Consider the following 13,240-nt stretch of genomic DNA (forward strand, 5'->3'; position numbering starts at 1 on the left):
ATGAGTCTTAATTACCTGGATTTTGAACAGCCGATCGCAGAACTGGAAGCGAAGATTGATTCGCTGACGTCGATTGGTCGTCAGGATGATAAACACGTTAATCTGGATGAAGAAGTTCAGCGTCTGCGCGAAAAAAGCGTTGAGCTGACCCGTAAAATCTTTGCCGATTTAGGCGCATGGCAAATCGCCCAACTGGCGCGCCATCCTTTGCGTCCTTATACCTTTGATTACGTCCGTAACGCATTCGACGATTTCGATGAGCTGGCGGGTGACCGTGCTTATGCGGATGACAAAGCCATTGTCGGCGGTATTGCGCGTCTTGACGGCCGTCCGGTGATGATCATCGGCCACCAGAAAGGCCGTGAAACCAAAGAGAAAATTCGTCGTAACTTTGGTATGCCAGCGCCGGAAGGATATCGTAAAGCGCTGCGCCTGATGGAAATGGCTGAGCGGTTTAAAATGCCTATCATCACCTTCATCGACACCCCTGGCGCCTATCCGGGCGTGGGCGCCGAAGAGCGTGGTCAGTCAGAAGCCATTGCACGCAACCTGCGTGAGATGTCGGGTCTGAAAGTGCCGGTCATCTGTACGGTGATTGGCGAAGGCGGTTCCGGTGGTGCGCTGGCGATTGGCGTGGGCGATAAAGTTAACATGCTGCAGTACAGCACCTATTCGGTGATCTCTCCGGAAGGCTGTGCTTCGATTCTGTGGAAGAGCGCTGACAAAGCGCCTCTGGCTGCGGAAGCGATGGGCATTACCGCTCACCGTCTGAAAGAGCTGAAGCTGATCGACTCGGTTATTCCTGAGCCGTTAGGCGGTGCGCATCGTCATCCGGTCGATATGGCGCAGTCACTGAAACAGCAACTGCTGGCCGACCTGGCCGATCTCGACGGTCTGAGCACTGAAGAGCTGCTGGATCGTCGTTATCAGCGTCTGATGAGCTACGGCTACGCCTGATTAGGCTGATGGTCAAAACAAAGCGGACTCCGGTCCGCTTTTTTTATGCCGCCAGCCTCACTCTGCCCGATATTCCGCATGCTCCGCCGCCTGCACGGCTCTCCGCCTACACCTTCAATCGGTTAGCGTATATGCTTACCCGATGCCACGACAAAGGGAGGTGAGCATTGAATATTCTGGCGATCATGGGCGCGCACGGCGTGTTTTATAAAGATGAGCCGTTGCGTGAACTCGACGCGGCATTAAATCTGCAAGGTTTTCAGCTACTTTATCCGAGAAACAGCGACGATCTGCTCAAGCTGATTGAACACAATCCGCGTATCAGCGGGGTGATCTTTGACTGGGATGCGCACAACAGCCCGGAACTGTGCGGCGAGATCAATCAGCTCAATGAATACCTGCCGCTCTATGCTTTCATCAATACCCATTCGCAGATGGATATCAGCGTCAATGAGATGCGGATGCCGCTGCACTTCTTTGAATACGCGCTCAACGCAGCCGACGATATCGCGCTGCATATCCGTCAGTACACCGATGACTATATTGACCACATCACGCCACCGCTGACTAAAGCGTTGTTCACCTACGTCAAAGAGGGTAAGTACACCTTCTGCACGCCCGGTCACATGGCGGGCACCGCCTTTCAGAAAAGCCCGGTCGGCTGCCTGTTCTATGATTTCTTCGGCGCCAACACCCTGAAGTCCGATATCTCAATTTCGGTGACGGAACTCGGCTCGCTGCTCGATCATACCGGCCCGCATCTTGAGGCGGAAGAGTATGTAGCGCGCACCTTTGGCGCTGAGCAGAGTTACATGGTGACCAACGGCACCTCGACCTCCAATAAAATTGTCGGGATGTACGCGGCACCCGCCGGCAGCACGGTGCTTATAGACCGTAACTGCCACAAGTCGCTGACTCATCTGTTGATGATGAGCGATCTGGTCCCAATCTGGCTGAAGCCAACCCGCAACGCGCTGGGTATTCTGGGCGGTATTCCAAAACAGGAATTCACTCGCGCCAGCATCACGCAAAAAGTGGCGGCGACCGAACGTGCCAGCTGGCCGGTCCACGCGGTGATCACCAACTCGACCTATGACGGCCTGCTGTATAACACCCAGTACATCAAAGAGACGCTGGATGTGCCGTCGATTCACTTTGATTCCGCCTGGGTGCCCTATACCAACTTCCACCCGATTTACGCCGGTAAAAGCGGCATGAGTGGTGAACGTATTCCGGGCAAAGTGGTGTATGAAACCCAGTCAACCCACAAGCTGCTGGCGGCCTTTTCACAGGCATCGATGATTCACATTAAAGGCGACTATGACGAGCAGACCTTTAACGAAGCCTACATGATGCATACCACCACCTCACCGAATTACGCCATTGTCTCGTCGATTGAAACCGCGGCGGCGATGCTGCGCGGTAACCCGGGCAAGCGACTGATCAATCGTTCGGTGGAACGCGCCCTGCATTTCCGTCGCGAGATCCAGCGCCTGCGCGAAGAGTCTGATAGCTGGTTCTTTGATATCTGGCAGCCGGAACAGATCGATGAGGCGCAATGCTGGCCGATCCAGCCAGGCGACGAGGCGTGGCACGGCTTTACCCAGGCCGATCGCGATCATATGTATCTCGATCCGATCAAAGTCACCATTCTGACGCCGGGCATGAGCGAACTGGGTGAGATGGCTGACGAGGGGATCCCGGCCGCGCTGGTGGCCAGATTCTTGGATGAGCGTGGCATCGTGGTAGAGAAAACCGGTCCCTATAACCTGCTGTTCCTGTTCAGTATTGGCATCGACAAAACCAAAGCGATGAGCGTGCTGCGCGGGCTGACCGAGTTCAAACGCGCCTACGATCTTAATCTGCGGGTGAAAAACATGTTGCCGGATCTCTATGCTGAAGATCCCGACTTCTACCGCAACATGCGGATCCAGACGCTGGCGCAGGGCATTCATCAGTTGATCCGCCATCACGATCTGCCGCGGCTGATGCTGCAGGCGTTTGATGTGCTGCCGGAGATGAAGATGACGCCACATCAGGCGTTCCAGCAGCAGGTGAAAGGCAATATTGAAACTGTCGATATCAGTCAGCTGGTCGGACGGATCTCAGCCAACATGATTTTACCCTATCCGCCGGGCGTGCCACTGGTGATGCCGGGAGAGATGATTACCGAAGAGAGCCGTGCGGTACTCGATTTCCTGCTGATGCTGTGCAGCATTGGTCGTAACTATCCGGGCTTTGAAACCGATATTCATGGCGCCACGCTGACCGAAGAAGGGGAATATCGCGTTCGGGTGTTGAAAAACGACGCTGGTTAAGAACTTTGTAGATTGTCAGCTACCGGGTGCCTGCGTAAGGTAGGCACTCGTCTGAACTTAAGGAATTGAAATGCTGCAGTTAACGGCTATCCACCACATTGCGATCATCGCGTCAGATTATCAGCGCAGCAAAGCGTTCTACTGTGACGTGCTCGGCTTCAGCCTGCTGGGCGAATATTACCGCGAAGCTCGCGACTCATGGAAAGGGGACCTGGCGCTTCAGGGTCAGTACACGATTGAACTGTTCTCTTTTCCTCAGCCACCGGCACGGGTCAGCCATCCTGAAGCCTGCGGCCTGCGTCATCTGGCGTTCACCGTGCCGGATGTTGAGGCAGCGGTCGCAACGCTGGCGCAGAAAGGCGTCGTGTGCGAGCCAATCCGCATTGATGAACTGACCGGCAAACAGTGTACTTTCTTTGCCGATCCAGATGGTTTGCCGCTGGAGCTTTATCAGGCGTAAAATAGCGCGCTCAGTGGGCCACATCCGGTGGCCCGATTGTCTGGATTGCGCCATGTCTTTGTCTGCTTTTAATTCACTGCTGCAACCGGATGCCGCGCTGGTGGTGGCATTCAGCGGCGGACTCGATTCAACCGTGCTGCTGCATCAGGCATGGCGATGGCAACAGCACTCTCCTCAATCCCGCCTGCGGGCACTGCACGTGCATCACGGACTGAGTCCGAACGCCGATCGCTGGGCAGCGCACTGCATGGCGCTCTGCCAGCAATGGCAGTTACCGTGTGAGGTGTTGCGGGTCAGGGTCGATGGGCGTGACAGCGGCATTGAAGCAGCCGCCCGTACCGCTCGCTATCAGGCGCTGAGCACGGCGCTGCAGCCGGGCGAAATTTTACTGACGGCTCAGCATCTCGACGATCAATGTGAAACCTTGTTACTGGCGCTGAAGCGTGGCAGCGGCCCGGCCGGCTTAGCCGCGATGCCGCAATCCCGCTCGCTGGGCGCGCATCGTCTGTTACGGCCGTTGCTCAATCATTCCCGCCAGTCGCTGGAGCAGTATGCCCGGACGCATCAGCTGGTGTGGGTTGAGGATGAGAGCAATCAGGATTTGCGCTACGACCGCAACTTTCTGCGCCAGCGTCTGCTGCCTGAACTCAGTCAGCGCTGGCCCCATTTTGCCGAGGCGACGGCCCGTAGCGCGGCACTCTGCAGCGAGCAGGAGCAGTTGCTGGATGAGCTGCTGGCTGAACAGCTCAGTGCGCTGATCCAGCCTGACGGCAGCTTGCACTTTCCGCCCTTACTGACGATGAGTGAGGCGCGCGCCAATGCGCTGCTGCGCCGCTGGATCGCGGGTCAGAGCGGGGTGATGCCGTCACGAGATGGCCTGAACCGCATCCGTAATGAGGTGATGGCGAGTCGCGAAGATGCCCAGCCGCGGTTGCAGTTTGGTCAGGCTGAACTGCGACGCTATCGCCAGCAACTCTACTGGCTGCCGCTGCTCAGCGCGTTACGCGATATCCAGCTGGCGTGGCCCGATCTTCACCAGCCGCTGCGGTTGCCTGACGATCTGGGCACGTTGCAGGCCAGCCAGTCTCAGCGCCCGTTACGTCTTCCCCGACAGGATGAGCAGATCAGCGTGCGGTTTCACGCCCACGGCCAGATTCATCTGGTGGGGCGCAGCGGCGGACGGGAAATGAAGAAGGTGTGGCAGGCGTTGCACATTCCGCCGTGGCAACGCGAACGGATTCCGTTAATTTTTTACAACCAGACGCTGGTCTGCGCGCCGGATCTCTTCATTACCCGTGAGGGCGCGGCCATCGACCAGCATGGCTGGCAGGCTGTCTGGCATTCAAAATAAAAACGCAGGAGAGCAATGATGAAAACGTGGATCGCGGCGTGTTTACTGGCCGCCGCGCTACCGGCCTGGGCGGCGGGTGATGCGCAGAGCGGGGCGCAGAAAGCAGCCAGCTGTATGGCCTGTCACGGTGCAGAAGGAAAGGCCTCGGTGCCGCTCTATCCTAACCTGGCCGGGCAACAGGCGGCCTATCTTGAGCATGCCCTGCAGGCGTACAAAAAAGGTGAACGCAGCGGGGGGCAGGCCGAGGTGATGAAAGCGTTTGTCGCGGGATTAAGTGATGCAGATATGGCGGATTTAGCGGCGTACTACGGTTCGTTACAGCCCTGAAAGAGGAAAGGGCGGGGAAGTCCCGCCCGGAAAGCGTGGATTATTCTGCGCTGACAACTACCGTTCCCAGCTCCGGATGCGTGAAGCTGGCGATATGGTCGAGGCGTAACTCGCGGGTTTCACCGTCAAGATCGATGGCCAGATATTCCACATTTTTACGTGAAAAAATCTCGCAGGCCTTCGCTTTGAGCTGCTCGCCATTTTTCATTTCCAGCGACAGCATCCAGTTATTTTGGCAGGCGAGTTCCAGGTTGTCGTAATCATCGCAATTGATGGGTTGGTACGCTTCATTTATCAACATAGTCGCTCACCAATAAGTTAGCAGCGGCGTAGGCCGCCTGTTCCCTGACAGAAGAGTTTAGCGCAGTATTTGCGGCAATATCATTAAGCGCCTTCAATGCGCAGCCAATCGCATCGGGTATGTAACCTAAATCCCCGCTGCCGATTTCGGCATATTTTCGGCGAACTAACTCACAATAATTTTGCACGTGGCCCTCCTCAGCAGAGCGTCAATACTCTGGTTAACTGGCGACTATATCACAGCCATTTGCAGGAAATCAGCCCGCTTAAAGAAGGAACAGCACGCAAAACACTGCTAAAGTGACAGATTCCGCTGTCTGACGCGGAAAGAGTCAAAGCACAAAAGGTTAAGTTGATGAACAGGTTATCGGCAGTAAACACCCTAATCGTACGGGAAGGTGGCAGATGATTATGCTGTCACGCAGTGTTGAAATCCCGGAGAGTGAAATTGAGCTGACCGCGATTCGGGCGCAGGGCAACGGGGGACAACATGTCAATAAAGCCAGCACGGCGATACATTTGCGGTTCGATATTGCCGCGTCCTCGTTGCCACCCTTTTATAAACAGCGACTGCTGGCCGCCAGTCACCATCTGATTACGCGCGAAGGGATTGTGGTGATTAAGTCGCAGGAGCACCGCAGTCAGGAGATGAACCGCGAAGCGGCGCTGCAGCGTCTGGTTAATCTGATTCGGGAACTGAGTACGGTAGAAAAGGCTCGTCGTGCCACGCGGCCGACCCGCGCCTCTAAAGAACGACGGCTGGAGGGGAAAGCCCGGCGCAGTACCACTAAGTCGATGCGCGGTAAGGTGCAATAAAAAACGCCCCGCAAGCGGGGCGTCTGAAACGATTACTTATTCAATGCTTTCAGCAGGAAGTCGACGATCTCATCCTGCTTGATCATCTGCTTCTCACCGGCACGGCGCGCTTTATATTCAATCTCCTGATTGTCGAGATTGCGATCGCCAATCACGATGGTGTGCGGCACGCCAATCAGTTCCATGTCAGCAAACATCACGCCCGGACGCTCTTTACGGTCATCCAGAATGACATCCACGCCTTTGGCACGCAGCGTCGCGTACAGCTCTTCCGCCAGCTCTTTCACCCGGAACGATTTCTGCATATTCATTGGCAGAATCGCCACTTCGAACGGTGCCAGCGCCGCAGGCCAGATAATGCCGCGTTCGTCATGATTCTGTTCAATTGCCGCCGCGACCACGCGCGTAATGCCGATGCCGTAGCAGCCCATGCTCATCACCTGGTTGCGGCCATCTTCACCCTGAACCGAGGCTTTCATCGCATCAGAGTATTTGGTGCCGAGTTGGAAGATGTGTCCCACTTCGATACCGCGTTTAATCTGCAAGGTGCCTTTGCCATCCGGGCTGAGATCGCCTTCAACCACGTTACGGATATCCGCTACGCTGGCCAGCGGCAGATCGCGCTCCCAGTTGATGCCAAAGTAGTGTTTACCGTCGACATTTGCGCCAGCGCTGAAATCACTCATCTTCGCCACGGTACGATCGGCGATAATCGGCATCTTCAGGCCGACCGGACCGATAGAACCTGGACCGGCACCTACGGCAGCACGGATCTCTTCTTCGGTAGCGAACACCAGCGGCGCAGCCACGATGTCCGCTTTTTCCGCTTTGATCTCATTCAACTGATGATCGCCGCGCACCAGCAGGGCAACCAGCGCATGGCCGCTCTCTTCGGCACCTTTTACGATCAGCGTCTTCACCGTCTGCTCAATCGGCAGCTGGAATTGCTCTACCAGTTCGGCGATAGTTTTGGCATCTGGTGTATCAACGATGCGCATTTCCTGCGTCGGCTGAGCGCGTTCCCCGGCCGGGGCAACCGCTTCGGCCAGCTCGATATTTGCCGCATAATCCGATTCAGTAGAGAAGATCACATCATCTTCACCGCTCTGCGCCAGCACCTGGAACTCATGTGACGCGCTGCCGCCGATCGAGCCGGTATCCGCCTGCACCGCGCGGAAATCCAGCCCCATGCGAGTGAAGCTCTGGCTGTAAGCCCGGTACATTGCCTCGTATGTTTCCTGCAACGACTCCTGAGAAACGTGGAACGAGTAAGCATCTTTCATAATGAATTCACGTGAACGCATCACGCCAAAACGCGGGCGCACTTCATCACGGAATTTGGTCTGAATCTGATACAGATTTAGCGGCAGCTGCTTATAGGAGCTCAGCTCGTTACGGATCAGGTCAGTGACCACTTCTTCATGCGTCGGGCCAAGCACGAACGGACGATCATGGCGATCCGCAATACGTAACAGTTCCGGGCCATACTCTTCCCAGCGACCGCTCTCTTGCCATAAATCGGCAGGCTGCACGACCGGCATTGAAATCTCAATCGCGCCGGCGTTGTTCATCTCTTCACGCACGATATTTTCGACTTTTTTCAGCACGCGCACCCCGGTCGGTAACCAGGTATACAAGCCAGAAGCCAGTTTGCGGATCATACCGGCGCGCAGCATCAGCTGATGGCTGATCACTTCAGCGTCGGAAGGCGTCTCTTTCTGAGTAGAGAGCAGATATTGAGTAGTACGCATTGATTACGATTCCAGTTGATCGGAAAGTCACAGACAGAATTTTGCTGGCGGCTAGTGTACCAGTGAGATCACCGGCTCAAAAGCGGGTTTTAACGCGGGTCGATGGCGATCACTTCCGTTCCGGCCGCGTCGATTCGCCAGCGCACATTAAAATCGATCAGCCAGGCGGCATATTCCCGCTGCTCCACTTCGCCTTTACGGTAAGCCGGACGGGGATCCTGCGCCAGGACTTCGCTGATAAAGCGCGCTAAATGCGGGTAGCGCGGCTGCAGCTGCTGCAATTGCTGTTGCGCCTGATCCGAGAAGCGGACCGGCATATCAGCGGCTGGTGCTGCCTGAGCAAAACCGGCCTCGGCGTGCGGTAAGGCTTCTGCAAACGGCAGGTAAGGTTTGATATCAACTACCGGCGTCCCGTCGACCAGATCCAGACTGCCGAGTTGCAGGATGACCTGCTGTTTATCGATATGGATGCCCTTAAGCTCAACCAGTGACATACCAATCGGATTAGGTCGGAAGGTTGAGCGGGTCGCGAAAACCCCGATGCGCGCATTGCCGCCGAGACGGGGCGGACGTACCGTTGGTCGCCAGCCACCCGCCATGGTCTGATGGAACACGAACAGCAGCCACAGATGGCTGAAAGCTTCCAGCCCGCGCACTGCTTCCGGCTGGTTATAAGGTGCCAGCAGGTGCAGCTCGCCGCCGCCATCCTGCACCAGGCCAGGCTGGCGCGGTACGGCAAACTTCTCTTTCCACGGCGAGCGGATTACCCCAATTTGCGCAAAGGCGAAGTCACTCATTGATTACTGACTTTCAGCGCCGAACCCTGGCACACCGCCTGGCGATAGCAGCCTGGCGTACCGGTTACGATTTCGCATTTATGCAGCAGTACCGCATTGGCTTTCATCTGAGAGGCGCGGATCTGCAGGCGTTTACGTGCAGTGGCGATGTTAGCGGGTGAGTTCTGATTACTGATCTGACAATCTTCAGCAGAGACTTCGCCGAGATCGCGGAACGGTTTGCTGACCAGATCGGCCGCATCGGTATAGAGCTTAACCGGCGCAGGACGTGGCGTAGGTTTACGGGTCGGTTCGCTGGATTGCTGCGGACGAGAAGGTGCGCTGCTTATTGGGTGATATTCGTGAACACACCCGGTCAGCATCAATGCTAACAAGCAGAGCGGTAAAAAACGCATGGCAACATCCTCAAGTTTCAAAAAGTGGCGTTATTGAAACAAGGACCAGAATAAATAACAAGTCGGGCAGGGCACCCAATAACAGAAAGGGCGGCATAGCGCCGCCCTGGAAGAGAGGAGTAACCGAATTACCAGCCTTTAACGGCGCCGCCGTTGAAGACTTTGTTTGCGGCTTCGTTGACTTCGTCAGACTGGTAAGCCTGTACGAACTTCTTCACGTTTTCCGCATCTTTATTGTCTTCACGTGCCACAATCAGGTTCACGTAAGGAGAATCTTTATCTTCGACAAAGATGCCATCTTTAGCCGGCGTCAGACCGATCTGGCTGGCGTAGGTGGTATTGATAACCGCCAGCGCAATCTGCTGATCGTCGAGTGAGCGCGGCAGCTGTGGCGCTTCCAGCTCAACAATTTTCAGATGTTTTGGGTTCTCGGTGATATCCAGTGAGGTCGGCAGCAGGCCCACGCCATCTTTCAGCTTGATCAGACCCACTTTCTGCAGCAGCAGCAGGGTACGGCCCAGGTTGGTCGGGTCGTTAGGAATCGCGACCTGAGCTCCGTCCTGCAACTCATCCAGTGACTTAATCTTTTTCGAGTAGCCCGCGATAGGGTAGACGAAGGAGTTACCGACTGATACCAGCTTGTAGCCACGATCTTTGATCTGCTGATCCAGATACGGCTTGTGCTGGAAAGCATTGGCGTCGATGTCGCCTTTGCTCAGCGCTTCGTTAGGCAGCACGTAATCGTTAAACGTCACCAGTTCAACGTCGAGGCCATATTTCTCTTTCGCGACTTTCTGCGCTGCTTCAGCTACCTGCTGCTCAGCACCGACAATCACGCCCACTTTAATATGGTTGGGATCTTTCTCTTTTTGATCGCATCCTGCCAGCGCAATTGCGCCAATCAGTGCACCCACAGCGGCAATTTTTTTAAATCTGAAAGACATATCCTTTCCTTAATAGTGATATTGCTGGCTTACTTATGGGACACCGCACGTACGATGCGGTCACCACAGAATTGAATGAGATACACCAAAACCACTAACAACACCAATACCGTATTCATCACCGTGGCGTTGTAGCCGATATAACCGTACTGATAACCGATCTGACCCAGACCGCCTGCTCCCACTGCGCCGCCCATTGCGGAGTAACCGACCAGCGTAATCAGGGTGATGGTCGCCGCGTTGACCAGGCCAGGCATCGCTTCAGGTAACAGAACCTTGCGGATAATCTGCATTGGCGTAGCGCCCATCGCGCGTGACGCTTCAATCAGTCCGGTGGGCAGTTCCAGCAGAGCATTTTCCACCATACGTGCAATAAAAGGTGCGGCGCCGACGGTTAACGGCACAATCGCGGCCTGTAAGCCAATCGACGTACCGACGATGACGCGGGTAAACGGAATCATCCAGACCAGCAGGATAATAAAAGGAATCGAACGGAAGATATTCACCAGCGCCGAGAGCACGCGGTAGAGCCCCTGATTCTGCAGAATCTGTCCCGGACGGGTGACATACAGCAACACGCCGACTGGCAGACCCAACACAAAGCCAAAGAAGCCCGAGACAAAGGTCATCATCAGCGTTTCCCATACGCCGCGCCCCAGCAACCACATCATCGCCTCAGACATAACCTAACACCTCTACTTTCACGTGATTCTCCTGCAGCCAGGCGATGGCCTGACGGGTATCGCTTTCTGTGCCGTGCATTTCGGCCAGCATAATGCCGAACTTCACACCGCCGGCATAATCCATCTGGGCACTGATAATGTTGTTATTGACGTTGTAACGGCGTGCCGCTTCCGACAACAGCGGTGCATCGACAGATTTGCCGGTGAACTCCAGACGCAGCAGCGGCACACTATCGTGGCTGGCGGCGGCGGATAGACGCTGCTGATAGTCATCCGGGATATCCAGATGCAGCGTCGACTGAATGAACTGCTGCGCCAGCGGCGTTTTCGGATGTGAGAAGACTTCACTGACGCTATCTTTCTCAATCAGTTCACCCTGACTGATGACGGCGACCTGGTCACAGATGCGTTTCACCACATCCATCTCATGGGTGATCAGCAGAATGGTCAGGCCGAGCCGGCGGTTAATGTCTTTCAGCAGCTCCAGAATCGAGCGGGTCGTGGCCGGATCGAGGGCGCTGGTGGCTTCATCACACAGCAGCACCTTAGGATTACTGGCCAGGGCACGGGCAATCGCGACGCGTTGCTTCTGGCCGCCGGAAAGGTTTGCGGGCCAGGCATCATGCTTATCGGACAGGCCGACCAGCTCCAGCAGTTCAGCGACCCGCGCCTTAATCTGCTCGCGTGACAGGTTACCCAGCTCCAGCGGCAGCGAAACGTTGCCGGCGACGGTGCGGGAATTCATCAGGTTAAAGTGCTGAAAGATCATGCCGATCTGACGACGCGCCTGGGTCAGCTGGCGTTCGTTAAGCGCGGTCAGGTCAGCGCCATCCACCAGTACCCGGCCCGAAGTAGGGCGTTCAAGCAGGTTAACGCAACGAATCAATGTACTTTTGCCGGCACCGGAAGCCCCGATGACGCCATAAATTTGTCCGGCAGGCACGTGCAGACTGACGTCAGATAACGCCTGAATGGTACGGTTGCCTTGCTGAAACACCTTGGTGATATTTTCTAATTTAATCATTACGTTATTTATTATCGTGTTGCGTTGTCCGTGGTGTGGCAGGCGGTTAAGCCTGATATGCTGTCAAAGCTGGATGGATGGTAAGGCATCCAGACGTCTAAATCAATGGAAGTGATTCAATCTGGCATTCTCCCTTTTATAGCAATCATGCGATACTGATCGGCAATTTTTACAGCAGGAGTTTCTACGTGGCGAATAAAGTCCCAGCCATTTTTCTTGATCGCGATGGCACCCTTAACGTCGACCATGGCTATGTCCATGAAATTGATGATTTCCAGTTCATTGACGGCACTATTGAGGCGCTGCAGCAACTGAAGCAGATGGGTTTTGCGCTGGTGGTGGTGACCAATCAGTCTGGCATTGCGCGCGGCATGTTTACTGAAGATACCTTTATGCGCCTGACCGAGTGGATGGACTGGTCATTAGCCGATCGCGATGTGGATCTGGATGGCATCTATTTCTGTCCGCATCATCCTGAGGCGGCGGTCGAAGAGTTCCGCCAGGAGTGTGATTGCCGCAAACCGCAGCCGGGCATGCTGTTAACCGCCCAGCAGGAACTGCATATTGATATGGCCGCTTCTTATATGGTGGGTGACAAGCTGGAAGATATGCTGGCGGGTCAGGCTGCGGGTGTCGGTAAAAAAGTACTGGTGCGCAGCGGCAAGCCGGTCACCGCCGAAGGCGAAGCCGCAGCAGACTGGGTAATTGATAGCCTTGCCGCGCTGCCGGCACGCATCAAACAGGGCTAAAACGGCGCTTTTGTGCAAATTTCAGACGAACAGCAAAAAAGTTTGAATTTGCACTTGCGCTATCTGAAGCGTTCCCTATAATGCGCCTCCACTGACACGGAACACCGGCTTACGGAGAGACGGGTCAGCAGGCACAGGAGACTGCGCCGCCGGAGAAAAACTTCTGAAAAAGAAGTTGACTCTGAGGGAGGAAAGCGTAATATACGCCACCTCGCGACAGACGGTTAACCCGCTGCTCGCACTGCTCTTTAACAATTTATCAGACAATCTGTGTGGGCACTCGCAGGATTGATATCAGCGTCTCCGGACGTAAAAAATATCAAGTCTCACGAGTGAACACATAATGAAATTCATTATGACGTTTTACA

At 55.3% G+C, this 13,240-nt stretch carries 15 protein-coding genes; 7 read left to right on the forward strand and 8 right to left on the reverse strand.

Translation table 11 applies throughout. The annotated features are described in order from the left end of the window. From accA to AABB92_RS16035, 5 genes are all read left to right on the forward strand, one after another. A complete protein-coding gene (gene accA / locus AABB92_RS16015; RefSeq protein ID WP_031375289.1) occupies window positions 1–957 on the forward strand; it encodes an acetyl-CoA carboxylase carboxyl transferase subunit alpha in 957 nt (318 codons plus the stop codon). Window positions 958–1,124: 167 nt separating this feature from the next. Then, window positions 1,125–3,275 (forward strand): lysine decarboxylase LdcC, encoded by a 2,151-nt coding sequence (locus tag AABB92_RS16020; RefSeq protein WP_031375290.1) that lies wholly within the window; start codon window positions 1,125–1,127, stop codon window positions 3,273–3,275. Between the two features lie 70 nt (window positions 3,276–3,345). Further along, a complete protein-coding gene (locus AABB92_RS16025; RefSeq protein WP_031375291.1) occupies window positions 3,346–3,735 on the forward strand; it encodes a VOC family protein in 390 nt (129 codons plus the stop codon). Between the two features lie 52 nt (window positions 3,736–3,787). Further along, a complete protein-coding gene (tilS, locus tag AABB92_RS16030) occupies window positions 3,788–5,086 on the forward strand; it encodes a tRNA lysidine(34) synthetase TilS (RefSeq protein ID WP_046289209.1) in 1,299 nt (432 codons plus the stop codon). An 18-nt stretch (window positions 5,087–5,104) separates the two neighbouring features. Further along, the gene (locus AABB92_RS16035) at window positions 5,105–5,413 is read left to right on the forward strand and encodes a c-type cytochrome (protein ID WP_031375292.1); all 309 of its coding nucleotides are present in this window, start codon (window positions 5,105–5,107) and stop codon (window positions 5,411–5,413) included. A gap of 40 nt (window positions 5,414–5,453) precedes the next feature. On the opposite strand, the gene rof is transcribed toward AABB92_RS16035, so the two are convergent. Together rof and AABB92_RS16045 are read right to left on the reverse strand one after the other, a co-directional pair. Continuing rightward, window positions 5,454–5,714 carry a Rho-binding antiterminator gene (rof, locus tag AABB92_RS16040; RefSeq protein WP_046289210.1) on the reverse strand — a complete coding sequence of 87 codons (261 nt, stop codon included), beginning with the start codon at window positions 5,712–5,714 and terminating at the stop codon, window positions 5,454–5,456. Next, the gene (locus tag AABB92_RS16045; protein ID WP_031375293.1) at window positions 5,701–5,901 is read right to left on the reverse strand and encodes a YaeP family protein; all 201 of its coding nucleotides are present in this window, start codon (window positions 5,899–5,901) and stop codon (window positions 5,701–5,703) included. Before AABB92_RS16045 ends, rof begins: the two co-directional genes overlap by 14 nt. A 217-nt stretch (window positions 5,902–6,118) precedes the next feature. Between AABB92_RS16045 and arfB the strand changes: the two genes are divergently transcribed. After that, on the forward strand, window positions 6,119–6,529 hold the full coding sequence (gene arfB, locus AABB92_RS16050; RefSeq protein WP_031375294.1) for an alternative ribosome rescue aminoacyl-tRNA hydrolase ArfB: 411 nt from the start codon (window positions 6,119–6,121) through the stop codon (window positions 6,527–6,529). Between the two features lie 32 nt (window positions 6,530–6,561). On the opposite strand, the gene proS is transcribed toward arfB, so the two are convergent. The 6 genes from proS to metN form a co-directional block, all read right to left on the reverse strand. Next, a complete protein-coding gene (gene proS / locus AABB92_RS16055) occupies window positions 6,562–8,280 on the reverse strand; it encodes a proline--tRNA ligase (protein ID WP_031375295.1) in 1,719 nt (572 codons plus the stop codon). 89 nt (window positions 8,281–8,369) lie between these two features. Beyond that, window positions 8,370–9,077, reverse strand: coding sequence for a tRNA (N6-threonylcarbamoyladenosine(37)-N6)-methyltransferase TrmO (gene tsaA / locus AABB92_RS16060; RefSeq protein ID WP_031375296.1), 708 nt, complete (start codon window positions 9,075–9,077; stop codon window positions 8,370–8,372). Beyond that, window positions 9,074–9,472: an Rcs stress response system protein RcsF gene (gene rcsF, locus AABB92_RS16065; RefSeq protein WP_031375297.1), complete on the reverse strand. Its 399-nt coding sequence runs from the start codon at window positions 9,470–9,472 to the stop codon at window positions 9,074–9,076. The genes tsaA and rcsF overlap by 4 nt, the downstream gene beginning before the upstream one ends. A gap of 128 nt (window positions 9,473–9,600) precedes the next feature. After that, window positions 9,601–10,416 (reverse strand): MetQ/NlpA family lipoprotein, encoded by an 816-nt coding sequence (locus AABB92_RS16070; RefSeq protein WP_031375298.1) that lies wholly within the window; start codon window positions 10,414–10,416, stop codon window positions 9,601–9,603. A 29-nt stretch (window positions 10,417–10,445) separates the two neighbouring features. Continuing rightward, a complete protein-coding gene (locus AABB92_RS16075) occupies window positions 10,446–11,099 on the reverse strand; it encodes a methionine ABC transporter permease MetI (RefSeq protein WP_031375299.1) in 654 nt (217 codons plus the stop codon). After that, a complete protein-coding gene (gene metN / locus AABB92_RS16080; RefSeq protein WP_031375300.1) occupies window positions 11,092–12,123 on the reverse strand; it encodes a methionine ABC transporter ATP-binding protein MetN in 1,032 nt (343 codons plus the stop codon). Before metN ends, AABB92_RS16075 begins: the two co-directional genes overlap by 8 nt. Window positions 12,124–12,311: 188 nt before the next feature. On the opposite strand from metN, the gene gmhB reads away from it, so the two are divergent. Further along, a complete protein-coding gene (gmhB, locus tag AABB92_RS16085) occupies window positions 12,312–12,872 on the forward strand; it encodes a D-glycero-beta-D-manno-heptose 1,7-bisphosphate 7-phosphatase (RefSeq protein WP_031375301.1) in 561 nt (186 codons plus the stop codon). The last annotated feature ends 368 nt before the right edge of the window (window positions 12,873–13,240 follow it).

The sequence above is a fragment of the Pantoea brenneri genome, from assembly GCF_038594305.1.
In the GTDB taxonomy this organism is placed as follows: Bacteria; Pseudomonadota; Gammaproteobacteria; order Enterobacterales; family Enterobacteriaceae; genus Pantoea; species Pantoea brenneri.

What these genes read in the sequence shown, in the direction of transcription:
- accA (WP_031375289.1), top strand. Translation starts at nt 1, where the DNA reads ATGAGTCTTAATTACCTGGATTTTGAACAGCCGATCGCAGAACTGGAA.
- AABB92_RS16025 (WP_031375291.1), top strand. Translation starts at nt 3,346, where the DNA reads ATGCTGCAGTTAACGGCTATCCACCACATTGCGATCATCGCGTCAGAT.
- tilS (WP_046289209.1), top strand. Translation starts at nt 3,788, where the DNA reads ATGTCTTTGTCTGCTTTTAATTCACTGCTGCAACCGGATGCCGCGCTG.
- AABB92_RS16035 (WP_031375292.1), top strand. Translation starts at nt 5,105, where the DNA reads ATGAAAACGTGGATCGCGGCGTGTTTACTGGCCGCCGCGCTACCGGCC.
- rof (WP_046289210.1), bottom strand. Translation starts at nt 5,714, where the DNA reads ATGTTGATAAATGAAGCGTACCAACCCATCAATTGCGATGATTACGAC.
- arfB (WP_031375294.1), top strand. Translation starts at nt 6,119, where the DNA reads ATGATTATGCTGTCACGCAGTGTTGAAATCCCGGAGAGTGAAATTGAG.
- proS (WP_031375295.1), bottom strand. Translation starts at nt 8,280, where the DNA reads ATGCGTACTACTCAATATCTGCTCTCTACTCAGAAAGAGACGCCTTCC.
- tsaA (WP_031375296.1), bottom strand. Translation starts at nt 9,077, where the DNA reads ATGAGTGACTTCGCCTTTGCGCAAATTGGGGTAATCCGCTCGCCGTGG.
- rcsF (WP_031375297.1), bottom strand. Translation starts at nt 9,472, where the DNA reads ATGCGTTTTTTACCGCTCTGCTTGTTAGCATTGATGCTGACCGGGTGT.
- AABB92_RS16070 (WP_031375298.1), bottom strand. Translation starts at nt 10,416, where the DNA reads ATGTCTTTCAGATTTAAAAAAATTGCCGCTGTGGGTGCACTGATTGGC.
- AABB92_RS16075 (WP_031375299.1), bottom strand. Translation starts at nt 11,099, where the DNA reads ATGTCTGAGGCGATGATGTGGTTGCTGGGGCGCGGCGTATGGGAAACG.
- metN (WP_031375300.1), bottom strand. Translation starts at nt 12,123, where the DNA reads ATGATTAAATTAGAAAATATCACCAAGGTGTTTCAGCAAGGCAACCGT.